Below are 22,416 nucleotides of genomic sequence, written 5' to 3'. Positions count from 1 at the left end.
CCGGCGCTACACCTCCAGCTCCGCCCAGACGGCTTTGCCGGTGTGGGTCCAGCGGACCCCCCAGCGGGTCGTCAGCTTGTGGACGACGTACAGGCCCCGCCCGGTGTCGTCGAGCGGGTCACCGCGGCGCAGCCGCGGCCGGCCGTCGCCGGTGTCACCGATCTCGCAGGTCAGGAGGCTCCCGGCGCGCACCAGGCGCAGCGTGACGGGCCCGGTGCCGAACCGGACGGCGTTGGCGACCAGTTCACTGATCACCAGCAGCGCGCTGTCCCGGGCCTGCTCGCCGGTGTGCCAACGGCGCAGGAGGGGAGCGGCCAGAGCGCGGGCGCGGGCGGCGGTGTCGGCACGGGCCGGCAGGTGCCAGGTGGCGGTGTCCCGGCCGCGGCGGCCGGAGAGCCGGGCGAGCAGCAGGGTGACGTCGTCGCGCAGCGGCTCCTGCGGGGCCAGCCTGGCGACCACGCGACGCGCGGCCTGTTGCAGATCCTCCCAGGGGTGCACCTCGCACACCACGTCCGTCAGTCTGCCGATGCCGTCGTCGATCGAGGCCGCCGGATCCTCCACCAGGCCGTCGGTGTAGAGGACGAGCAGCGAGCCGGGTGGCGCGTCGAACTCCTGCACCTCGAAGGGTTCCCGCACGACGAACTCGGCGCCCAGGGCCGGGTGCGGCTGCGTCGCCACGGTCTCGGCGGATCCGTCGGGACGGACGAGGACCGGGGGCAGGTGGCCGGCGTTGGAGATCACCAACCGGTGGTCGACCGGGTCGTAGACCGCGATGCAGCACGTCGAGCCCAGCGCGCTGTAGCCGGCCGCCAGGCCCGCGTCCGTGTCGTCCAGGAGCGTGACCGTCTCGTCCAACCGCTCCAGCACCTCGCCGGGGCCCAGTCCCGCCGACAACAGCGCCCGGGCCTCCATGCTCAGCTGGCCCATCGCCGCCGCGGCCCCCAGACCATGTCCCACGACGTCCCCGACCACCAGCGCGGTACGGTCACCCGGCAGCGGAAAGCTGTTCACCCAGTCACCGCCGACGCCCGCGCTGTCCGGGGTGGTCGGCTCGTAGACACTGGCGACCTCGATGGTGTCGCTGCCGGCCCGCGGCAGCAGCCGCCGCTGCAACGCCAGGACCTGGGCGTGCTCACGCTGATGCTGGCGGGCCAGGTCGACGTGGCGGGCGGTCTTGGCCACGAGCTCCTGCAGGTCGAGCAGCTCACCGTCGCGGAAGAGGCACTCCGGCCGCCGCCAGACCTCCGTCACCCCCAGCACGATGGGCCCCGGCGTGCCTTCGGGTCCTTCCACCACCAGCGGTATGCAGGCGACGCTCACCGGCCGGTCGCCGGGCACCAGGGCGCGCACCAGCCGCGGATCGCCGAGTGCCCGCTCGATCGCCGCACGGTCGGGGATGACGATGGCCTGCGGGACGTCGTCGCGCATGACCGCGCCGGCCAGCAGCTGGCTCGCTTCCCGGGGAAGGTTGTCCCCGGGGGTCAGATAGCCCTCGGGCCAGGCCCGGTCCGGCACCAGGGCCGCCCGCCGCAGCCGGATGCGCTCCTGCGCCTGCTCGGTGACCGCCTCGCCCGTCCACACCGCGTAGTCGAGGTTGACGGCGGCCACGTCCCCCCAGGCCAGCAGGGACTGGGCCAGGGACTGGGCCGTCTCCCCGATGTCCAGGGACGTCCCGATCGCGGTGGCGGAGGCGTACAGGTGCAGCCGCTTGGCCATGGCGATGAGGGAGACCGTCAGACCGTCCTGCGGCGGCGCGGCCGGCAGGATGCTCATCGAGACCACCAGTTCCGTCCCGTCGTCCCGCCGCAGGCGCTGGACCCGGGCGACATGTGCCTCGCGTGTCTCAAGGACGCGCCGCAGCCGCTGTGTGACCGTCGCGACGTCCTCGGGCGGCAGCAGATCGGCGAAGGCGGCCCCCGGCGCCGCAGTCACCCCCGCGAACGGAGCGGCGTCCAGGTTGGAGCCGCCGATCCTCAGATCCCGGCCGAGACTGACCACCCCGAGGATCTGTTCCCCGCCTTCGGGCGCCTCCGCCGGAGCCCCCGCGTCCGCCACCGTTGCTCCGCCCTTCGGGATGTAATCCCCCAGGGCGCCGCTGACCATGTCGAACGGCGAAGCAGAGGAGGGTGTGGGGTTCATGCAGCTCACACAGCTCGCTGACTCCGGCGCGTACCGGCAGATCTTCCCGAGTCCATGCGGTCGGGCCCGAGAAGCCCGGCCGCACATCTCATGAGTAACACAAATACCCTGCTCACCGAAGGGGCAAAAGTGATCCAAAGCACACAAACCGCTGGTCGCGTCGGCGCTACCAGGTCTGGTGGCCCGGCCTTCGATCTCGCGGCCGCCCGGATCCTGCTGCCGGACGGTCCCGCCGTCCTCTTCCCCGAGACCTACCGGCCGAGCCCGGACGCCGAGACCCTGCGCCGCGCTCGGCGCTGGGCGGTGCCGCGTGCCCTGTCCTGTCTCCACGTCACGGATGCCGGCGTCTCAGGGCGACGGTCCGCCGGGCAGGCGGGCCGGGCACACCGCAGGGTCCGATATCCGCCAGCGACCCGGGCCGTCCCGCGCCACGCTGAACGGCATGACCACTTCCTCTTTCCCTCCCCTTGCCATCCCCGCCGCCACTCTCAAGGAACTCCGGGTCCGTGACGACGCCGGGAATCCGCCCCGCCCGTACCGCGACGACGAAGGCGGTGCGCCACTGCGCTGCTGCCTGCGATCCAGTACCGCCGGAGAACGGATCGCCCTGATCTCCTATGCCCCGTTGCGCCGCTGGGCGGCCCGGACCGACGCCGACCCCGGGGCCTACGACGAGCAGGGGCCGATCTTCGTCCACGCCGATGACTGCGGCGGCCCGGCCGACGAGAACCTCGGCCGCTACCCGTGGGCGCGCCCCGGCGCCCTGCGCGTCCTGCGCCGCTACGACAGCCGAGGGCACATCGCGGGCGGTCGCATGCTGGCGCTTCCCGACGACGCCCAGGCGGCCTTCGTCGACGCGCTGGCCGCGGCCTTCGCCGACCCGGAGACCGCCCAAGTACACGTGCGCGCCGTCGAATACGGCTGCTACCAGTTCCGGGTGGACCGCCCCTGAACGAGAAAAACAGAGGCCCGCGGTGCGCCACCGCACCCGGGGGTGATTGTCTGGCCCTGGCCAATCCCACACCCCGACCCGGCTCCGCCGGCAGGAGGACCCCGCAGTCATGAGCAGTGCCTACGAATACAAGGTCGTCAGTTTCCGGGAGTCGCTGATCGGCGACGCGCTGGACAGCGACAAGCTGGAGAAGGTCCTCAACAAGCACGCCGAGGACGGCTGGGCCCTCAAGGCCATCACCTCCGCCGACGTCAAGGGTCGCATAGGCCCCGGAGCCGTCGAGGGTCTGCTCCTGACCTTCGAGCGTCCGCGCGGCTGACCCCAGCCCCACCACCAGCAGACCGAACGCCCCCCGACCCGCCGCCGCGGTCCGGGGGCGTTGTCGTGTCCCGCCTGACTCGTGCCAGTCACTTTCCTGCGTCACGGGCTACGCAGAAACACGCAAGAAGTTGCGTATTTTGCGTTCCCTTGCAGGGTGAGGCGCTGAGCCTGCCGTTGTGCCACGTCGTCCCGTCGGTTGCCCCTGTGTGCTGATCTCGCTGCAGCGTGAGTTCTTCCGGTGAAATTTGTGTCGTCCTGACGGTGGACGGGCTCGCAGCTATCTGCAATATTTCGATGAATCACTGCAAATTCTCGAGCACCGCACCTTTCTGCACCACTCCGTCAGGAACGAGCCGCCCTCGCCGCCCCTCCGGCGCGCGAGCCTCCGCAGGAAGCGACCCGCATGACTCGACACACGCCGAGATCCTGGAGACGCCGCGCAGCGACCGCTGTGCTCGCCTCCGCCGTAATGGTTCTGGGCCTGCCCGCCACCGCCGCACACGCGGCCGGCGGCCCCAACGCCGCCGCCGACGCCGCGACCACCGCGGGCAGCGCCCGCACCGCCCACGCGGCCCCCGACGTCACCGACGGCGACACCGACACCTACTGGCAGGCCGGAAAGAAGTCGGCCCAGTGGGTCCAGACCGACCTGGGACGGACCAGGCGCGTCCGAGAGGTCGTGCTGCGGCTGCCCGAGCACTGGCAGACCCGCAGACAGACGCTGGCGCTCCTGGGCAGTGCCGACGGCAAGAGCTTCGCCACGCTCAAGTCGCCCGCGCAGTACGTCTTCAGCCCCGGCAACGACAACACCGTGAAGGTCGCCTTCCCCGCGACCCTCGCCCGGTACGTCCGCGCCGACTTCAGCGCCAACTCGGTCGGCGGCACCGCCCAGCTCGCCGAACTGCAGGTCCTCACAACCGCCGTCACGACCCCCGACCTCGCCCTGGGCAGACCCTTCAGCGAGAGCGGGCATGCCGACGTCTACGGCGCGGCCAACGCCGGCGACGGCAACCGCAACACCTACTGGGAGAGCACCAACAACTCCTTCCCGCAGTGGCTCCAGGTCGATCTGGGCTCGTCGGTCCAGGTGAACCAGGTGACGCTGCGGCTGCCCAGCGGCTGGCCGAGCCGCAGTCAGACACTCAAGATCCAGGGCTCCACGGACGACAAGAACTTCACCGACCTGACGGCCTCGAAGGCCTACACCTTCGACAGCTCCGACGACCAGTCGACGACCATCGCCTTCGACGCGACCACGACGCGGTACGTGCGGGCGCTGTTCACCGCCAACGACGGCTGGCCCGCCGGTCAGGCGTCCGAGCTGGAGGTCTACGGACCGGCGACCGGCGACACCCAGGCGCCCACCGCGCCGTCCGGCCTGGGCTACACCGAGCCGGCCACCGGGCAGATCAAGCTGACCTGGCACGCGGCCACCGACGACACGGCCGTGACCGGCTACGACATCTACGCCGACGGCCAGTTGCGGGCGAGCGTCGCCGGGAACGTCCTGACCTACACCGACACCCAGCCGGTCGGCACCGACATCACCTACTTCGTACGGGCCAAGGACGCCGCGGGCAACGTCTCCGCCAACAGCAACAGCGTCACCCGCAAGGGCGCGAGCGGCGACACCCAGGCTCCCACCGCCCCGGGCAACCTCGCCTACACACAGTCCGGCGGCGACGTGAAGCTCACCTGGCAGGCGTCGAGCGACAACGTCCAGGTCACCGGCTACGACGTCTACGCCAACGACCAGCTCGTCAAGTCCGTGGCAGGCGACGTGACGACGTACACCGACACCCCGTCGGCGACGGCCACGGTCACCTACTACGTGAAGGCGAAGGACGCCGCCGGGAACGTGTCGGTGGCGAGCAACGGCGTCACCCGGCCCGGCTCCGGCTCCGGCTCCGACCTGGCCCAGGGCAAGCCCATCGAGGCCTCCTCGTACACCTTCACCTACGTCGCCGCGAACGCCGACGACGGCCAGATCGGCACCTATTGGGAGAGCGCGGGCGGCGCCTACCCGGCCACCCTCACCACCAAGCTGGGCGCGAACGCCGACCTCAGCCAGGTCGTCGTCGAACTCAACCCGGACCCGGCCTGGTCCACGCGCACCCAGAACATCCAGGTACTCGGCCGCGACCAGGACGCGACGTCCTTCACCAGCCTCGTCGCGGCGAAGGACTACACGTTCGACCCGGCCACCGGCAACACCGTGACCATCCCGGTCTCCGGTACCGCCGCCGACATCCAGCTCAAGTTCGCCTCCAACACCGGCGCCCCCGGCGGACAGGTCGGCGAGCTCCAGGTGATCGGCATCCCGGCGGCCAACCCGGACCTCAAGGTCACCGGCATCACCAACACCCCCGCCGCCCCCGTCGAGTCGGACACCATCAGTCTCTCGGCGACCGTCACCAACAGCGGCAGCAAGGCGTCCAAGGCCACCGACCTGAACTTCACCCTCGGCGGCACCAAGGCCGCAACGGCCGACGTCCCGGCGCTCGCGGCCGGCGACTCGACGACGGTCACCGCGAGCATCGGCACCCGGGACGCGGGCAGCTACCCGGTCGGCGCCGAGGCGGACCCGTCGAACAAGGTCATCGAGCAGAACGAGGGCAACAACACCTTCACCCGCTCCGACGCCCTCGTCGTCAAGCCCGTCTCCAGCTCCGACCTGGTCGCCGCACCCGTCGCCTGGACGCCCGCCAGCGCCTCGGCCGGCGACGACGTCGCCTTCACCGTCGCCCTCAAGAACCAGGGAACGGTGGACTCCGCCCCCGGCGCCCACGGTGTGACCCTGACGATCCAGGACGCCAGCGGCGCCACCGTGAAGACCCTCACCGGCTCCTACAACGGCACCATCGCCTCCGGCCGGACGACCGCACCGATCAGCCTCGGCTCCTGGACGGCCGCCAACGGCAAGTACACCGTCAGGACGGTCATCGCCGACGACGCCGCCGAACTACCGGTCAAGCGCACCAACAACACCACCACCCAGCCCCTGTTCGTCGGCCGCGGCGCCGACATGCCGTACGACATGTACGAGGCCGAGGACGGCACCGTCGGCGGCGGCGCCAAGATCGTCGGACCGAACCGGACCATCGGCGACTTCGCCGGCGAGGCGAGCGGCCGCAAGGCGGTGACCCTCGACGCCACCGGCGAGTACGTCGAGTGGACCACCCGCGCCGCGACCAACACCCTGGTCACCCGCTTCGCCATCCCGGACGGCACCGACGCCACCCTCGACGTCTACGTGGACGGCCAGTTCCTCAAGGCGATCGACCTCACCTCGAAGTACGCCTGGCTCTACGGCAGCGAGACCGCACCCGGCAACTCGCCCGGCTCCGGCGCCCCGCGCCACATCTACGACGAGGCGAACCTGCTGCTCGGCAGGACCGTCCCGGCCGGCTCGAAGATCCGCCTCCAGAAGGACGCGGCCAACACCGCCGGCTACTACGCCATCGACTTCATCAACACCGAACAGGCGACGGCGAACCCCAACCCCGACCCGGCCGCCTACACGGTCCCGGCCGGCTTCACCCAGCAGGACGTGCAGAACGCGCTCGACAAGGTCCGCATGGACACCACGGGCAAGCTCGTCGGCGTCTACCTGCCCGCCGGTGACTACGACACCTCCAGCAAGTTCCAGGTCTACGGCAAGGCGGTCAAGGTGGTCGGAGCGGGCCCGTGGTTCACCCGCTTCCACGCACCCGCCTCCCAGGAGAACACCGACGTCGGCTTCCGCGCCGAGGCCACGGCCAATGGCTCGACCTTCGCCGGCTTCGCCTACTTCGGCAACTACACATCCAGGATCGACGGTCCGGGCAAGGTGTTCGACTTCTCCAACGTCTCGGACATCACCATCGACAACATCTGGGCCGAGCACATGGTGTGCCTCTACTGGGGCGCCAACACCGACAACATGACCATCGAGAACTCCCGCATCCGTGACACGTTCGCCGACGGCATCAACATGACGAACGGCTCCACGGACAACCACGTCGTCAACAACGACGCCCGCGCCACGGGCGACGACAGCTTCGCCCTCTTCTCGGCCATCGACGCCGGCGGCGCCGACGAGAAGAACAACCTCTACGAGAACCTGACGTCCACCCTCACCTGGCGAGCGGCCGGCATCGCCGTCTACGGCGGCTACGACAACACCTTCCGCAACATCCGCGTCGCCGACACCCTCGTCTACTCCGGCATCACCATCTCCTCGCTGGACTTCGGCTACCCGATGAACGGCTTCGGCACCGATCCCACCACGATCGAGAACGTCTCGCTGGACCGGACCGGCGGCCATTTCTGGGGCTCCCAGGTCTTCCCCGCCATCTGGGCGTTCTCCGCCTCGAAGGTCTTCCAGGGCATCAGGGTCAACGACGTCGACATCGACGACTCCACCTACGGAGGCGTCATGTTCCAGACCAACTACGTCGGCGGCCAGCCCCAGTTCCCGGTCAAGGACACGATCTTCACCGACATCTCCATCACCGACAGCAAGAAGAGCGGAGACACCTTCGACGCCAAGTCCGGCTTCGGCATCTGGGCCAACGAACTCCCGGAACCCGGCCAGGGCCCCGCGGTCGGCGAAGCCACCTTCCGCAACCTGCGCATGAGCGGCAACGCCCAGGACATCCGGAACACGACCAGCACATTCAAGATCAACGTCGAGTAGGTCCCGCACGACGATGAAGGGCACGGGGTCGGCCACCACAGGGTCGGCCCCGTCCTGTCACCGATCCCTCGCCGTCACCGCATGGGAGCGGGCATGGAGACGCCGGGCCTGAGTCGGCGGGTGACTTCCGTCAGGTCGGCGATGAACCGGCCCGCGAGGTCGGTGGTGAATCCGGTCCGGACGACGAGGCGCAGGACGGAGATGTCCTCGCAGGGGGCCGGGAAGGTGTAGGCGGGCAGGTGCCAGCCGCGTGCGCGCATGGCGTGCGAGACGTCGAAGACGGTGAACCCCTGAGCGCCGGGCGCGAGCCGGAAGGCGAGGGCGGGGAGTTCGGACCCGTCGGTGACCAGTTCCCAGGGCGCGATGGCCCGGATGCGGGCGGCCAGGTCCCGGGCCGTCGTACGGCTCTGGACCGCGAGGTCGCGCAGCCCCTCGAAGCCGTACCGCAGGAAGCTGTAGTACTGCGCGACGACATGGGCGCCGGGGCGGGAGAAGTTGAGGGTGAAGCTGGGGGAGCGGCCGCCGAGGTAGTCGATCTCGAAGACCAGCTCGTCCGGAAGGGCCGCGGTGTCGCGCCACAGGGCCCAGCCGAGGCCGGGGAAGACGTGCCCGTACTTGTGCCCCGAGGTGTTGATGGAGGCGACCCGTTCGAGCTGGAAGTCCCACATCAGAGCCGGGTCCAGGAACGGCGCCACCAGCGCGCCGGAGGCGCCGTCGACGTGCACGGGAATGTCCGTGCCGGTGGCCGCCTGATAGCCGTCCAGGGCCATGCAGATGTCGGCGACGGGTTCGTAGGAGCCGTCGTAGGTGGAGCCGAGGACGGTGACGACGCCGATGGTGTTGTCGTCGCAGTAGGCGGTCAGGGTGTCGGGGGTGAGGTGATAGCGGCCAGGCTCCATCGGCACGTAACGCGGCTCGACCTCGAAGTAGTTGGCGAACTTCTTCCAGCACACCTGGACGTTGGCGCCCATCACCAGGTTGGGGCGGCCGGTGTCCTTGCCCTGCGCGCGCCGACGCTGCTGCCAGCGGCGCTTGAGCGCGAGCCCGCCGAGCATCGCCGCCTCGCTGGAGCCGGTGGTGGAGCAGCCGCGGACCCGCTCCGGGTGCGGTGCGTGCCACAGCCGGGCGAGCATCCGCACGCAGCGTTCTTCCATGGCGGTGATCTGCGGGTACTCGGCGCGGTCCGCGAGGTTCTTCTCGGCGGTGTCGGCCATCAGCTGCCGCGCCTGCGGTTCCATCCAGGTGGTCACGAAGGTGGCGAGGTTGAGCTGCGCGTTGCCGTCGAGCGTGAGCTCGTCGCGTACCCGCCGCAGTACCACGTCCGGTGCGGATGCCGACCGTGGCAGTTCGTCGACGAGAAGGATCTGATCGGTGGCGGCGGGCGGGGTGAGGGTGTCGAACGCGGTCGCGGTGATGACGTCGGTATCCGGGATGGGCATGTGTGCCTCGGTGCTTTCTGGTCCGTGTGGCCTCCGTACGCTCCTGACGCTAGATCGCCACGGGGTGCGGCGTGCGTGCCGATTACACCGATCCAGCGACCGGTTTGCGCACCGATGAACTGAATTTTCCCTTGCGTATACAGGCGCGTGGGGTTGGGGAGGCCACATCGGTGCCGAAGCGCACCAACGGCCACATGCCGCCGGTGGAACGCGCCGCAACCTGACCCAGCGGTGCCGCGCTGTTGCCACCGCCCGGCGCCCGGGCTCGGCGGCGGTCGAAAACACGTTGGCCGTCCTCCGCCGAGCTGCGACGATGCCCCTGTTTCCCAACGGAGGACATTTGTTCGTTTTCGTGTGTGCGGGGTGCGGCGCCAGACTCACGGGCCCCCTCTCCCAGGTCGCCCTGCCGGCCCACGCCCATCAGAAGTACGGCAACGGGATTCAGCTCCCGGTGCTCATGGAGTCGGGCACGTTCGCCGTGGACCCGGAGCCCTGGGGGCCGCCGTGGCGGACGGGAGCGGAGATCGACCCGGACGAGGCGGCCGCCCGCGGCATCTACGCGCCGGTCAACGCCCTGTCCGACGGCGCGCCCGGAGCGATCGTCATCGCCCCCGGGGACGCCCGCGGCACCGTACTGATCCCGGAGAAGGCAGGCTGCTACCAGCCGTCCGCACTCCCTGGCTGCGCGAGATCCTCGACGACCTCACACAGCACATGTACGCCGGGCTCTTCTAGCCGGCCGACAGAAGGCGCCGACACCCGCCCTCCGGCCTGTGCACCAGCCGCCTGGGCGGTGAGCTGGGACCACCACAGACGCGAAGACACGACGCGTCGTCGCAAGGGCGTCCGGCCCCGCGCGCAGAGGGAAGAGGAGCGGCACCATGAAAACAGCACCTCTCGGGCATCGAAACCGGCAGACGATCAGGTCGGCGATGGTGGTCGCGGCGTTCGTCGCGGCAGGCACGGCGGCGTTGTCGATGCCGTCGGCCCAGGCGGTCACCGGCAGCGCCCAGGTGACCCCGGCCAGCGCGGCTCAGTGCGAGGGTGGCGCCAACGGCTTCGTCGACATATCCGATAGCCTCTCGGGCACCATCCCGGGGCCGGCCGGCAGCTACAAACGCTACGGCCAGACCGGTCACGTCCGGATCACCCTGGAGTACGGCACCGTCAGCGGTGCCCAGCGCGGCTGGGCGAAGATCGACGGCGGGACTTTCCCGGGCGACCGCGTGTGGATGGACCGGACTCAGGACGGCGGCTCGACCTGGCTGCAGTGCGGACCCTTCACCGTCGGCTCGAACGGCGCGTCGAAGACCAGCGCCGCCAAGAACACCAGCGGCAGCAGTTTGTGGCGGTTCCGCGCGTGCGGTGACTTCACCGGCGAGTCCGGTTACGTCTGCACCAACTGGTGGTAGGACCCGTCCGGTCCAACCGTCGCCAGGGGCCGGGGCGCGCCACGAAGGGGGAAGCGCGTCCCGGTGCCCGATCGGACCGCTGCTGATCGATGGCGGACGACCGCTCAGCCGCCCGTTCACTGCCGGCACCCGCAACGACCGCACGCAAGCCGAAGCGGTCACCAGCCGCATCCGTGTCCCACGCTCAGCCCCGAACTCGTCGTCGCGGAGACGGGCTGCTCACCCCGTCGATTCCGCGCCCACCTCCACGGGCGTGCAGTCAACGCCACGGCTCCCGAGCGCTACGGCCGGCTTCCCGACCGGACGCTCTCCGGTGGTCAACGGGAGTCGGCCATCCGGTACTTGACCCCCAGCACGCGCGGCTTCGCGGTCGCTGAGAGCTCCGCCAGGGCCTGGCCCTGGAACTCGTCGGTGATGACGACACGCTTCTGTGAGTCGTAGGACTTCTTCCAGCGCAGCGCGGTCCGCCGGGGCGCTACGGGGAGAGTTCGCTGCGGTTCCGGCCCGACAAGGCGGCGACAGTGCGCTGCAGTCGGCGCACCGCGGATGGCCGCTGATCCAGCACAGCTTCATGGGAGCCGCGCCGGTTGCGGGCCTGTGACGGGCACGGAAGGCCTCCGCGTTTCGCGCCTGGATCTCATCCCTGACGCCCCGATGTCACTGTGCCGGCAGAACGAGTCCTGCCTCCGGTTCTCAGTCGAGAGCGAATGCATCCGCGAGCGCGTTGATCTGCGCGGTGAGCATTGTGCCGCCGTCGTGGCCCATGCCGTCGAACTGGCCGGAGACTTCCAGGCTGATCGCTCCGTGCCTGTGTGCCCAGGCGAGTACGGCCCTGGCCAGGGCGGCGCCCTCGGCTCCGGCCGCCGTCTGCTTGTGCACCCATTCGGTGACTGCCGGGTCCGTGGCGGCCCATGTCTGCATCTGTTCCACTACGGCTGTACCGCGGGGGACGGCTCGGCTGCGTCGAAGGTCGGCAGGAACGGCCCGAGCACGGCTCGTGCGCTGGCCAGTGTGTCGGGCGGGGCGGTGTACCCCGGCAAGGGCGGCCGAGGAAACCGGCACCGGCCGACACCGGAGGCCGGCGCGGGTCAGCGTCGGCCTCCGGCCCATTCTGATCTTGTCCGTACTTCGACTCACCCGGCGGCCGGGCGCCCGGGGCCAGCGTGCGACTCGCGAGCGAGGTCTTCGAGCAGCCTGACCGCCAAGGCGGCGCTGTCATGCGGGACGAACAAGTGGTCATGGTAGAAGCCGGCCACGACATTGCAGCTGAGCCCCGCTCGGGTCAGTACCTCGGAGACGGCAGCGGTCAAACCGACGGCTTCCAGGGACGAATGCACCCGCAGCGTGATCCAGCCGGCCACGTACTCGTATCCCAGTCCCAGCCTGTCGGCGTCCTCCTTGCGCAGGACGAGAGTGAGTCCTTCTTCCTCCGCGACCGTCACAACTGGGGCTACTCCTGCGGGAATCGCCGCACCGGGGATCGAGACGAACACGTACCCACCAGCGTGAAGTTCTGGGCGCATACCGCTGAGCAGCGCTGACAGATGGGTTTCTCCAGCCAACTCCCTACTCCTGTCATGAAATGAGGGTGGGAGGAGCCGGGGGTGAGATCACTCCCCGCTCCTGAAAGTGGGCACCAGGGCGGCTGCGGACACGGCAGCCCAGACTCCCTCGAGGAGGAGCAAGCCCCAGGAATGCTGGTCCAGGGCAACGATCGCGAGTATCGAGGAACCAGCCAGGTTGAGCGCGAGATAGGCGGTGGAGCCCGGACTCAGTCGTCCTGCCTGCGCGGCGAGGAAGGACGAGAGGACGAACAGAGAGCCAGAGAGCTCAGCATGCTGTGAAAGGGACATTATTGTGATGCGCGCCGTCTTTGCTCGGCCGGGTACGCAACGCTCTCGTCCGGGGCTGGCGCAGAACAGCGCCGCCGCAAATGACGCTAGCACGAACACCGGCTCTACGGGCGATGTGGCCTCCTCCTGGGCGAAGGCAGCGGTGTCCGTTGGACAGCCCAGCCTCGGCGGGCCCAGCCGAGGGCGTGCAGGGTGGTGCAGGGGCCAAGGGGGCCGCGTTGTTTCTCTGGCCTGTACCTTCGCAGAGGTCGCGGTCGACCACGTGGGCGTGACCGCGACCGAGGGGTATGACGTCAAAACCCTGGACCACGCGTGACGGAGAAGTTCAGCTTGCCACGGGAGCGCTGTCCTGACACGGCCCGGACAGTCGCCGGTCAGCGCGAGTCAGCGGGCACGGGCGAGAGCCGGTAGGCGCCCTTATGGGGGACGACGCGGCCGGCGGTGGGCGGTGCGAAGTGGGTGCCCAGGACGAGGGTGTCCGTGTCGGCGAGTGAGTTGAGCAGCGTGCGGCGCGAGGTCTCGGACTGCTGTGGGTCGATGTCGACGCAGGCGCCGATGGCGGGGTGGGCGAGCTGGACGGGGTGGTGGATGCAGTCGCCGGTGATCAGGGCCGTCCGGCCGTGACTGGTCAGCTCGACGGCGGCGTGGCCGGGGGTGTGGCCGGGGGTGGGGAGCAGGCGCAGGCCCGGGGCGATGTCGACGCCCTCGGCGGGGACATCGACGAGGTCGAGCAGCCCTGCCTCCTCCACCGGGATCACGGAGTCCCGGAACATCTGCTCGCGTGCCTCGTCCATGTCGTACCCGGCCCAGAACTCCCGCTCGGTGCGGGAGGTCAGGTAGTGGGCGTGGGGGAAGGTGGGCACCCAGTCACCGTCCACCTTCCGCGTGTTCCAGCCGACGTGGTCGGCGTGCAGGTGGGTGAGGATGACCACGTCGACCGAGTCCGGGGGGAATCCGGCGGCGGTGAGGTTGCGAAGGTAGTCGGTGTCCAGGTCGTGCCAGGCGGGGTTGGCGCGTTCCTTGCCGTTGCCGATGCCGGTGTCGACCAGGATGCGCAGGCCGCCGAGGGTGAAGGCGAAGCTGTGGCTGTCGATGCGGAGGGTGCCCTTGTCGTCGGCGAAGTGCGGGTGCAGCCAGTCCTGTGCGGTGACGAGGTCCGGGGTGGCGTCGGGCAGCAGCCACGGTCCGGTGGCGGGCGGCAGGGGGATCTCGTCGATGCGGTGGACGGTGACGTCGCCCACGGTCCAGGAGGAGCCGGCGGTCGGGTCGGTGGCCGGTGCAGTGCTCATGATCGTTCTGTCCTTTGAGTCCCGTTACGGAAGGTCGTTGTGTGCGCGGTGGGCTGTGCCGCCCCTCGACACGGTGAGTGCGGCCAGGGCCGCGACGGCGAGCAGGGCGGCGGCGATGGCGTAGGCGTGGGCGGCGGTGCGCAGCCCGTAGTGCTCGGTGGCGGCGCCCGCGGCGATGGCGGGCAGGCTCATGGAGAGGTAGCTGAGGACGTAGTAGGCGGCCAGGGTCGCGGCACGGTCCTGTGCGTCGAGTGCGGCGAGTGTCATGCGCAGTGCCCCTTGGGAGACGGCACCGAAGGCGACTCCGGCCAGGGCCGCGCCGCCGTAGACGGCGGGCAGGCCGGCTCCGTGCAGGCCACTCAGTGTCAAGGCCGTGGCAGGGACGACGGCCAGGCTTCCGCAGGTGGCGGCGGTGTGCGGCGCCGTGCGCCGCAGTGTCCACACGGTCAGGGTGGCCGCGGCGGTGAGCGTGAAGAAGACCATTCCGCCGGCCGCCTGCGGAGCATCGGGGGCCACGAGGTGTATGAGCGCCGGCCCGAGGGAGGAGTAGAAGCCGCCCAGGGCCCAGATGGCGACGACAGCGGTGCCGGCCGCGAGCAGGGCGCGGCGTGCCGGCGGTGGCACGGCGAGTTGGGGGCGCAGGGAGCGCAGGGCGCCGGGGTGCGGGCGGGCCGTCTCCGTGGTGAACGTGACCGCGACCGCCTGTGCTGTGAAGAGGACGGCCAGCATGATGTAGACGGTGACCGTGGGGGCGGGTGCGAAACGGATGAGGAGGGTGGAGGCCAGAACGCCGGCGGCCATGCCCGCCACCGGAGCGATGCTGTTGGTCAGGGCCGGTGGGCCCGGACGCCGGGGGTCCTCCAGGTCGAGGAGGGCCGCGCCCGCGGCGCTGGTGGCCGCGCCGGTGGCCGCCCCCTGCAGGACGCGGGCGGCGATGAGCGCACCGGCGCCGTCCGCCGAGGCCAGCAGCACCATGGAGGCGGCCTCCACCGCCAGCGCGCCCACCAGAACGGGACGTCGTCCCAGGTGGTCGGAGAGCGCTCCGGTGGTGAGCAGGGCCAGCAGCAGGGTCAGGGAGTAGGCGCTGAAGACCAGGGTGATGGTGAGCGCGGACAGGTCCCAGACGTCCTGGTAGTGCGGGTAGAGCGGGGTGGGCGCACTGGATGCCGCGAGGAGGGCGGCCAGGATCGAGGCGGCCAGGACGAAGGGCACCGAGCGCTCGGTCGTGCCGCGGACGATGTGCTCGGGGCGTGGCGCGGGGGCTCGTGGTGTGACGGTGGACATCGGACTCCTCGGGCTCTAAAGGCAACGAGTTGGCTTTAAGTCACCGTAGGTCCTACAGTGGGCTAACGCAAACTCTTAGCTTTTGAGTCGCGGGGTGCGCTACGCCCCTACAGCCCGAGAATGGAGAAGCCATGTCCGCCACAGAACTCACCGCGCCGGAAGCGGCCCGCTGGGCCGCTCGCGCCGGGCTCCCGTTGCCTGCCGACCGCCACGCCGCGGTCGCGGCCGTCGCCCATCACATCCACTCCGTCGTCGCGGTCCTGCGGGAGCTGGACTTCGGGGACACCCCGCCCGCCCCCGCCTACCGCGTGGGAGAGGAGAAGCACGATGCAGCCCTATGAACTGTCCCTGACCGCGGCCGCCTCCGCGATCCGGGCACGGCAGCTGTCCCCCGTGGAGCTGGCGGACTCCGTCCTTCAGCGCATCGCCCAGGTGGAGCCGCACCTTCAGGCCTACGTCACCGTCACCGCCGAGCACACCCGCCGGGCCGCGCGTGAAGCCGAACACGACATCGCGGCCGGCCGCTACCGCGGTCCGCTGCACGGCATCCCCATGGGCCTGAAGGACCTGATCGACGTCGCCGGCCTGGCGACATCGGCCAGTTCCCGGGTCCGAGCCGACCACCGCGCGCAGGCCGACAGCACCGTTGCCGCGCGTCTGTCGACGGCCGGCGCCATCCTGCTGGGCAAGACACACACGCACGAGTTCGCCTACGGGCTGACCACCCCGCAGACCCACAACGCCTGGGACCGCAGCCGGGTCGCCGGTGGCTCCAGCGGCGGATCCGCGGTCGCTGTCGCCTCGGGCGCCGCCACCTTCGCCGTGGGCACCGACACCGGCGGATCCATCAGGGTGCCCGCCGCGCTCAACGGGGTGGTCGGCCTCAAGCCGACCTACGGCCTCGTCCCCCGCCACGGCGTCACGTCCCTGTCGTGGTCGCTGGACCACGTCGGCCCGGTCACCCGCACCGTCGAGGACGCGGCCCTGGTCCTGACCGCCCTGGCCGGACACGACCCGCGCGACCCCGCCTCCCTGACCACACCCGTCACGGGATACCAGCCGGATGCGGGCACGAACCTGACGGGGCTGCGGGTCGGCGTGCCGCGCACCTATTACTTCGACCACGTCGACCCCGAGATCGAAGCCGCGGTCCGCCACGCTATCGACCAGCTTCAGGTGCTCGGCGCACGCCTCGTCGAGGTCGAGATCCCGATGACCCGCTACGTCCAGGCCACCCAGTGGGGCCTGATGGTGGCCGAGGCCACCGCCTACCACGAGGGCACCCTTCGCACAGTCCCCGAGCTCTACCAGGCTGACGTCCGCATCCTCCTCGAGGCCGGCGAACTGATGCCCGCCGGGGACTACCTGCGCGCCCAGCGCTCCCGCACTCTCATGCGGCAGGAATGGGGCCGCATGCTGCGGGAGGTCGACGTGATCGCCGCCCCCACCGTCCCTGCCACCGCCGTCAAGGCCGGCCAGGAGACGATCACCTGGGCCGACGGCACCGTCGAGGGCGTCTCCGACGCCTACGTACGCCTGTCGTCCCCCGCCAACATCACCGGAGTACCGTCCCTGTCCGTACCGGTCGACCACGACACGACGGGCCTGCCGATCGGCATGCAGCTCCTCGGACGGCCCCTCGGCGAGAGCACGCTCCTGCGGGTCGGCCACGCCTACGAGCAGACCCAGCCCGCCCGCGAGCTCGCGCACGCCACGTGAATGAGTCCCCGGCCCGGCCGCATCACTCCGACCGGGCCGAAAGCGCCGTACACGACGCGCGGCGAGGAGGCCGTCGAACGGCGGCCGGTTGCACGCACGGAGGTCTACGGATCACCAGACGCAATGATTTTGCTTTAAGGTGGGTTCTATGAGCAGGCAGATGGTGCGCCCGGGCGGGCGCAGCGCCCGGGTCCAGGCATCGGTGCACGCCGCCGTACACGAGCTCGCCTCGGAGATGGGCCGGGACGCCCTGACGGTACCGCTGGTCGCCCAGCGTGCGGGCGTGACACCGTCGACGATCTACCGCCGCTGGGGGGACCTGCAGGAGCTGTTGTCGGACGTAGCGGTCGAGCGTCTGCGGCCCGACACCGCACCCGGGGACCACGGGACGCTGCCGTCCGACCTGACGGCCTGGGCGGAGCAGTTCCTCGACGAGATGTCCTCCCCCGCCGGCCGCGCCTACATCCGCGACGCGCTGCTCGGCGACTCGGACGGCAGCAACGCCGGCCAGTGCTCCGCCTACGCCGCCGAACAGATCAACGTCATCCTCACCCGCGCGACCGAACGCGGCGAGAAGGCGCCCGACGTCGAGACGGTCATCGACCACGTCGTCGCTCCCCTGATGTACCGCATCCTCTTCCGCCCGGACGGACTCGACGCCGAGTACGCCCGCCGACTCGTGACAGCAATCCTCGGCCCCGCCGGCCCATGACCTGGAGCGGACCGGACTCGTTGACCATCTCGGACCGCCGCCGTCTTTTGTGGCCGCCGAGCGGGCTGCAGGCCGTGACCCGGCCGACCCGAGGACGGGTTCAGCGACGGGCCTTCAAACCCGTTCTCACGCCAGCCCGTGACCGGTCCCAGGCCGGTGTGGCCGGTCTGGAGACCGGGTTGCGTCAGCTGTCCGCTGCGGCGTCGGCCGCCTTCTACCGGCGGTGAGCCGGTAGAAAGCGGCGGCGTTGCCCCAGAGGACGGCGTCGAGGTGTTCCTCGCCGACAGTCTCGGCGATGAGCTCGAAGTCCTCATCCACGAAGGGACGGCGAGCGCGGGTAGAGGGCAGGTCGGTGCCGACCATCAGCGCGGCGGGGTTGGTCTTCACGATGGCGGTCATGACGTCGGCAGGGTCGAGGTCGACGCGCCCGAACCCCGTGGCCTTGACTTTCACGCCTTGTTCAACCAGCTTCAGCAGGTGCCGGAGTCCGTCGCGGTGCAGACCGAGGTGATCGATACTGACCGAAGGCAGCGCCGCCAGGGTGGTCGCCAGGTCGGGAAGAGTCCGTGCGTCGATATAGAGCTCGGTGCGCCACCCGGCCACGTCGTGAACGCGGCGCGCGAGACGGTCCAGTTCGTCCAGGGTGGCTGACCCGCCGCGGCGCACGTTGAAGCGGACAGCCCGCACCCCTGCGGCATCGAGTTCAGTGATCTCCTCGTCCGTGACGGTGGCCGGCACCTGCGTAACCCCCGCGTAGGTGGGGCCCAGCCGGGCCAGGGCGTCTCGCAGGTAGCTCTGGTCGAAGCCCTGGAAAGAGCCCGAGACCACCGCTCCGCCTCGGATACCGAGGCCGGTGACACGCTCGCGGTACTGGTCGACGGAGAATGCGGTGGGCAGGTAGCCATCGTTCTCGATCAGCGGGAACCGTGGGTCAATGATGTGCAGGTGGGCATCGAAGACAGGGCGCTGAGGGATGCGGTTGCTCATGCCTGTCCCTCCCCGCCCCCTGCGCGAGCAAACAGCTCTGTCTTGAACCAGTCGTGGTCGGTCACCGCGTGCTGGTGCTGTTGCATTCAGTGCTCCCTACCTTGTTGATCGGGATGAGCGAGCCATTCGTAGGGTTGGCTCACCCAGGGGGTTTGTCGTCTTCTGGTGTGCTGGTGCCGTGTGCCGGAAGGGGTAGGGTCGGGCGGCAGCGCTGATCCGGGCTGCGGTCAATCGGCGCGGCGCATGCTGTCGCGGTCACCGCCGCAACGCCACGCCCTCCACCGCGACGTCCTGGCCGCAGAATGCAAGGAACGCGCCGCATCACGTCTGTGCACGTGCGCGACCGGCGCCATGGCCGAGGGGCATGACGAAGCCTTCCTGCGACACGCCGCGAAGCTCAGGGAGACCACGGCGGGACTACTCTCCACCTGGTGCCAGGTGGCTCCGGAAGAAGGCGGTGGCCGCGGCCGAGGCGCGGGCGAACTCGGTGGTGTACGGGGCGAAGTGCCCGCCGGGGAGCATCACCAGCTGCTTGGGTTCCAGCGCCCGGTTGTAGGCGGCAAGTCCGGTGTCGGTGAGGGTGACGGTGTCCTGCTCACCGACGATCATCAGCAGCGGTGTCGGGGAGACGCGCTCGATGAAAACGCCCGGTTCGTACATGCGCGCGTTGCGGGTGGAGCGGACGGTAACGGTGTTGTCCCAGCGTGTTCCTTCGGGGAGTTCCTGGAGGTAGAAGTCGACGGCATCCTGGGCGCGGTAGGAGGCGGGCACGGCCGGGTCGGCGCTGACCAGGGCCTGGGTACGCGGCGCCTCGCCGGTCAGCTGCGCTCGCTCGTCGGCGTCGAGGGCGGCCTCCAGGGCGGCGATGTTGTCGGGGGCGACGCGGCGCCTGGACTGCTCGAAGCCGCTGATGGTGGGTACCTGGGCGACGACGGCCTTCAGACGGCGGTCGGTGGCGCCGAGCACGATCGCGTGTCCGCCGGCGTAGCTGGATCCCCACAGTCCGATCCGGTCTGCGTCGACTTCGGGGCGCGATTCCAGGTAGGTGAGGGCGCGCCGCCAGTCCGCGATCTGCTTCCAGGGGTCGATGTCCTGGCGCGGGGTGCCGTCGCTGGCGCCGAAGCCGCGGTGGTCGTGGACCAGGACGGCGAAGCCGGCCTCGGCGAACGTGGCGGCCAGGCGAAGGAGCGCCATCTCCTTCACCGCGCCGTACCCATGGGCCATGGTGATCGCCGGGTGCCGGCCGGGCCGGTCGGGAACGTACAGCGCCCCGCGCAAGGTCACGGCGTCGGGCGCCGGGAACTCGATGTCGTGGTGGGTGGACTGGGTCATAGCCTGCTTCCTCCTGATTGCGTGACCGGTGTCGTCGGGTGTGTTGTGCACATCTCCCACGTTGCGCCGGGCGATACACGCCCATCCGCGCGTGCCCCTCCTGCACTGTGAAGGGACTGCTGGTTCGGTTCGTGGGGGACGTGATGGCGGGCAGGGGGTCAGTGGGCTGGTGGTGGGCAAGCTGGTGGCCTGCTGACGAGCCGGGGGATGCCAGGTTCGCCAGGGGGACGGCAGTAGCGCCGTTCGGCGCGGTCACCCCTGCACGGGCGCCTCGTGATCTCTGGGGCACAGGAGAGCGAGGATCTCGGCTGTGGTGCCGGTTTCGCCGAGTGCGGGGAAGACGTGACGGGTGCTGTTGTCGTGGGCGGCCGGGTTGATGTCGGTCATGGCGTCGGTGACGAGGGTGACGTGGTAGCCGTGTTCGTGGGCTTGGCGGGCGGTGGATTCGACGCCGAAGCTGGTGGCGACGCCGGTGATGACGACCTGGGTGACGCCGAGTCCGTCGAGGTGGTCGGCGAGGTCGGTGTTGTGGAACGCGCCCCAGGTGTGTTTGGTGACGGTCTTGTCGCCGGGCTGCCGGCCGAGGGCGCGGAGCAGGTCGGTGAAGCCGTCGGGCAGGTCGCCTGCGTCTTCGCCGCGCTCGGTGCGGCCGGGCGCGGTGCCGGCGACGCTGACCAGGACGACCGGCAGTCCCTCGGCGCGGAAGGCGTCGGCCAGTGCCGCGGTGTTCGCGACGACGTCGCCGAACGGGTGCACGGTCGGCAGACCGGCCAGCCCTTCCTGCAGATCGACGACGATGAGTGCGGTGGTGGGGTCAACGACGGTGACAGGCACGGGAGTTCTCCGGATTTCGCGGGTACAGCGAGCGATCGGCGACGGTCATGACGATCAGGGCGGCGCTGATGCCGACCATGATCCAGGCGATCAGGTGGAGGCCGTGGTCGGTGACGTGGGTGTGGAACACGATGCCGGTGATGGCCGAGGAGGCGATCGAGCCCATGTAGGCGAAGGTGCGCAACAGGCCCGAGGCGGTGCCGAGTTGTTGCGGGGGAGCCTGGTCGTAGAGGGCGGTCTGGTTGCCCGCTGAAGCGGCGCCCATCGAGATGCCGAACACCACGGTGATGGCGACGACCAGGCCGATCCAGGTCGACGAGGTCAGCAGGAGAACGCCGGCCGAACCCGCCACGCACATCAGCGCGGCGGCGATCAACGGTCCTCGTACGAGATTGCGTCGCGACACTGGCGCGATGACCAGCGCGGACACCAGCGTCATGGGCAGCAGGAGCAGTCCGGCTTCGCTCTCGGACAGGCCGCGTACGGCCTCGGTCCATTGCGTCAGTCCGTAGAGCACGACGTAGACGCACAGCATCACCAGGCCGAAACGCAGATAGGTCCGGGTCAGCGCCCGGTGGGCCGCGAGCAGGCGCACGTCGAGGAACGGGGTAGCGGCCCGCAACTCCCAAACCGCGAGCGCCGCCCCCGCCGCCACCGCGATGCCCAGCAGGTACCAGTGCGCGACGGGCAGGTCGTAGAGGAACACCAGCAGCGCGGTCATCGTCGCGCCGAAGCCGAGGATGCCCGTCACGTCGAGGGCGGAGGCGACGCCGCTCAGGGTGCGGTCGCGGCCGACGGGGTGGTCACGGGGGATCCAGGCCAGTGTCGCGGCAAGGGCGATCAGCGCCACCGGCACGTTGACGAAGAACACCGACCGCCAGGTCAAGGCACCGACCAGAACGCCGCCGACGGGCAGCCCCAGCGACGCCGTGGCCGTGCCGGCTATCTGCAGTGCGCCGAGGACGTTGCCGGGCGGCTCATCGAGACCGGCGTCGTAGGCCCGGCCGCGGATCAGCAGCATCGCCGTCGGGTAGGCGCAGGAGGTGCCGAGACCGATCAGGACTCTGCTGATGAGCAAGGTGGTCAAGTCCTGCGCGAGACCGCCCACCGTGCCGCCGGCCGCCACCAGCACGATTCCGGTCAGAAAGACCCGTCGCGGACCGAACACCTGGGCGGCCTTGCCGGCCGTGGGCTGGGCGACGGCGCTGGCCAGATACAGCCCGGTCACCAGGGCCGCGGTCTGCCCGACCCGGACGTGCAGGCCGGCGGCGATCGGTATCAGCGCGGTGGCGATCAGTGAGCTGTTGATCGGGTTCAGCGCGGAGCCGAGCAACAGCGGCACGGTGAACCGCCAGGAGAATGGACGCGCGGCTCGGCCTTCTTCACCCCGGGCGCTGGCGACGAGGTCGGACTCCGGCTCAGGCATGACACGCCCTCCGCTCCTGGGTTGAGGCTCGGTGATCGC

Annotated in this window: 18 protein-coding genes, 1 pseudogene and 1 riboswitch; of the genes and pseudogenes, 9 read left to right on the top strand and 10 right to left on the bottom strand. The window is 70.3% G+C overall.

Translation table 11 applies throughout. The features are described 5' to 3' along the window. Window positions 1-6: 6 nt before the first annotated feature. Window positions 7-2,139, bottom strand: coding sequence for a SpoIIE family protein phosphatase (locus OHB00_RS02900; RefSeq protein ID WP_406430868.1), 2,133 nt, complete (start codon window positions 2,137-2,139; stop codon window positions 7-9). A gap of 442 nt (window positions 2,140-2,581) precedes the next feature. Between OHB00_RS02900 and OHB00_RS02895 the strand changes: the two genes are divergently transcribed. From OHB00_RS02895 to OHB00_RS02885, 3 genes are all read left to right on the top strand, one after another. Further along, a complete protein-coding gene (locus tag OHB00_RS02895) occupies window positions 2,582-3,091 on the top strand; it encodes a DUF1203 domain-containing protein (protein WP_406430866.1) in 510 nt (169 codons plus the stop codon). Between the two features lie 109 nt (window positions 3,092-3,200). Beyond that, on the top strand, window positions 3,201-3,410 hold the full coding sequence (locus OHB00_RS02890) for a DUF4177 domain-containing protein (RefSeq protein ID WP_406430864.1): 210 nt from the start codon (window positions 3,201-3,203) through the stop codon (window positions 3,408-3,410). 405 nt (window positions 3,411-3,815) lie between these two features. Beyond that, complete coding sequence (locus tag OHB00_RS02885; protein ID WP_406430862.1) at window positions 3,816-8,090, top strand: discoidin domain-containing protein; 4,275 nt, start codon at window positions 3,816-3,818, stop codon at window positions 8,088-8,090. A gap of 74 nt (window positions 8,091-8,164) precedes the next feature. Here the strand turns inward: OHB00_RS02885 and OHB00_RS02880 are convergent, their stop codons facing one another. Next, complete coding sequence (locus OHB00_RS02880) at window positions 8,165-9,529, bottom strand: glutamate decarboxylase (protein WP_406430860.1); 1,365 nt, start codon at window positions 9,527-9,529, stop codon at window positions 8,165-8,167. A gap of 71 nt (window positions 9,530-9,600) precedes the next feature. Between OHB00_RS02880 and OHB00_RS02875 the strand changes: the two genes are divergently transcribed. From OHB00_RS02875 to OHB00_RS02865, 3 genes and pseudogenes are all read left to right on the top strand, one after another. Next, window positions 9,601-9,753: a hypothetical protein gene (locus OHB00_RS02875; RefSeq protein WP_406430858.1), complete on the top strand. Its 153-nt coding sequence runs from the start codon at window positions 9,601-9,603 to the stop codon at window positions 9,751-9,753. A 116-nt stretch (window positions 9,754-9,869) separates the two neighbouring features. Continuing rightward, window positions 9,870-10,185: pseudogene (locus tag OHB00_RS02870) on the top strand (hypothetical protein); the annotation flags it as partial. A 225-nt stretch (window positions 10,186-10,410) separates the two neighbouring features. Further along, a complete protein-coding gene (locus OHB00_RS02865; protein ID WP_406446360.1) occupies window positions 10,411-10,941 on the top strand; it encodes a hypothetical protein in 531 nt (176 codons plus the stop codon). Window positions 10,942-11,634: 693 nt separating this feature from the next. Here OHB00_RS02865 and OHB00_RS02860 read toward each other — a convergent pair. The 4 genes from OHB00_RS02860 to OHB00_RS02845 form a co-directional block, all read right to left on the bottom strand. Beyond that, window positions 11,635-11,862 (bottom strand): WHG domain-containing protein, encoded by a 228-nt coding sequence (locus tag OHB00_RS02860; protein WP_406430856.1) that lies wholly within the window; start codon window positions 11,860-11,862, stop codon window positions 11,635-11,637. A 212-nt stretch (window positions 11,863-12,074) separates the two neighbouring features. After that, window positions 12,075-12,503 (bottom strand): ACT domain-containing protein, encoded by a 429-nt coding sequence (locus OHB00_RS02855; RefSeq protein ID WP_406430854.1) that lies wholly within the window; start codon window positions 12,501-12,503, stop codon window positions 12,075-12,077. 299 nt (window positions 12,504-12,802) lie between these two features. Continuing rightward, window positions 12,803-12,872: riboswitch (guanidine-III (ykkC-III) riboswitch) on the bottom strand. 296 nt (window positions 12,873-13,168) lie between these two features. Further along, window positions 13,169-14,083 carry an MBL fold metallo-hydrolase gene (locus OHB00_RS02850; protein ID WP_406430852.1) on the bottom strand — a complete coding sequence of 305 codons (915 nt, stop codon included), beginning with the start codon at window positions 14,081-14,083 and terminating at the stop codon, window positions 13,169-13,171. Between the two features lie 24 nt (window positions 14,084-14,107). Continuing rightward, window positions 14,108-15,367, bottom strand: coding sequence for an MFS transporter (locus OHB00_RS02845; protein WP_406430850.1), 1,260 nt, complete (start codon window positions 15,365-15,367; stop codon window positions 14,108-14,110). A gap of 131 nt (window positions 15,368-15,498) precedes the next feature. Here OHB00_RS02845 and OHB00_RS02840 point away from each other — a divergent pair, with 131 nt between their 5' ends. From OHB00_RS02840 to OHB00_RS02830, 3 genes are all read left to right on the top strand, one after another. Further along, window positions 15,499-15,708, top strand: a complete 210-nt coding sequence (locus OHB00_RS02840; RefSeq protein WP_406430848.1) for a hypothetical protein — start codon at window positions 15,499-15,501, stop codon at window positions 15,706-15,708. After that, on the top strand, window positions 15,695-17,086 hold the full coding sequence (locus tag OHB00_RS02835; protein WP_406430846.1) for an amidase: 1,392 nt from the start codon (window positions 15,695-15,697) through the stop codon (window positions 17,084-17,086). Before OHB00_RS02840 ends, OHB00_RS02835 begins: the two co-directional genes overlap by 14 nt. A 148-nt stretch (window positions 17,087-17,234) precedes the next feature. Further along, window positions 17,235-17,798 (top strand): TetR/AcrR family transcriptional regulator, encoded by a 564-nt coding sequence (locus OHB00_RS02830; RefSeq protein WP_406430844.1) that lies wholly within the window; start codon window positions 17,235-17,237, stop codon window positions 17,796-17,798. Between the two features lie 126 nt (window positions 17,799-17,924). Here OHB00_RS02830 and OHB00_RS02825 read toward each other — a convergent pair whose 3' ends face one another. From OHB00_RS02825 to OHB00_RS02810, 4 genes are all read right to left on the bottom strand, one after another. Continuing rightward, window positions 17,925-18,785 (bottom strand): amidohydrolase family protein, encoded by an 861-nt coding sequence (locus OHB00_RS02825; RefSeq protein WP_406430842.1) that lies wholly within the window; start codon window positions 18,783-18,785, stop codon window positions 17,925-17,927. A gap of 417 nt (window positions 18,786-19,202) precedes the next feature. Continuing rightward, window positions 19,203-20,117: an alpha/beta hydrolase gene (locus OHB00_RS02820; protein WP_406430839.1), complete on the bottom strand. Its 915-nt coding sequence runs from the start codon at window positions 20,115-20,117 to the stop codon at window positions 19,203-19,205. A 252-nt stretch (window positions 20,118-20,369) separates the two neighbouring features. Continuing rightward, complete coding sequence (locus OHB00_RS02815; RefSeq protein ID WP_406430837.1) at window positions 20,370-20,951, bottom strand: isochorismatase family protein; 582 nt, start codon at window positions 20,949-20,951, stop codon at window positions 20,370-20,372. Further along, window positions 20,932-22,377 (bottom strand): MFS transporter, encoded by a 1,446-nt coding sequence (locus OHB00_RS02810; protein WP_406430835.1) that lies wholly within the window; start codon window positions 22,375-22,377, stop codon window positions 20,932-20,934. Before OHB00_RS02810 ends, OHB00_RS02815 begins: the two co-directional genes overlap by 20 nt. Window positions 22,378-22,416: the final 39 nt, after the last annotated feature.

Origin of the sequence: Streptomyces sp. NBC_00631 (assembly GCF_045206895.1) — a bacterium.
Taxonomy (GTDB): domain Bacteria; phylum Actinomycetota; class Actinomycetes; order Streptomycetales; family Streptomycetaceae; genus Streptomyces.
Note: the sequence above shows the minus strand (reverse complement) of the source record. Positions and strands in the feature narration are given on the sequence as shown.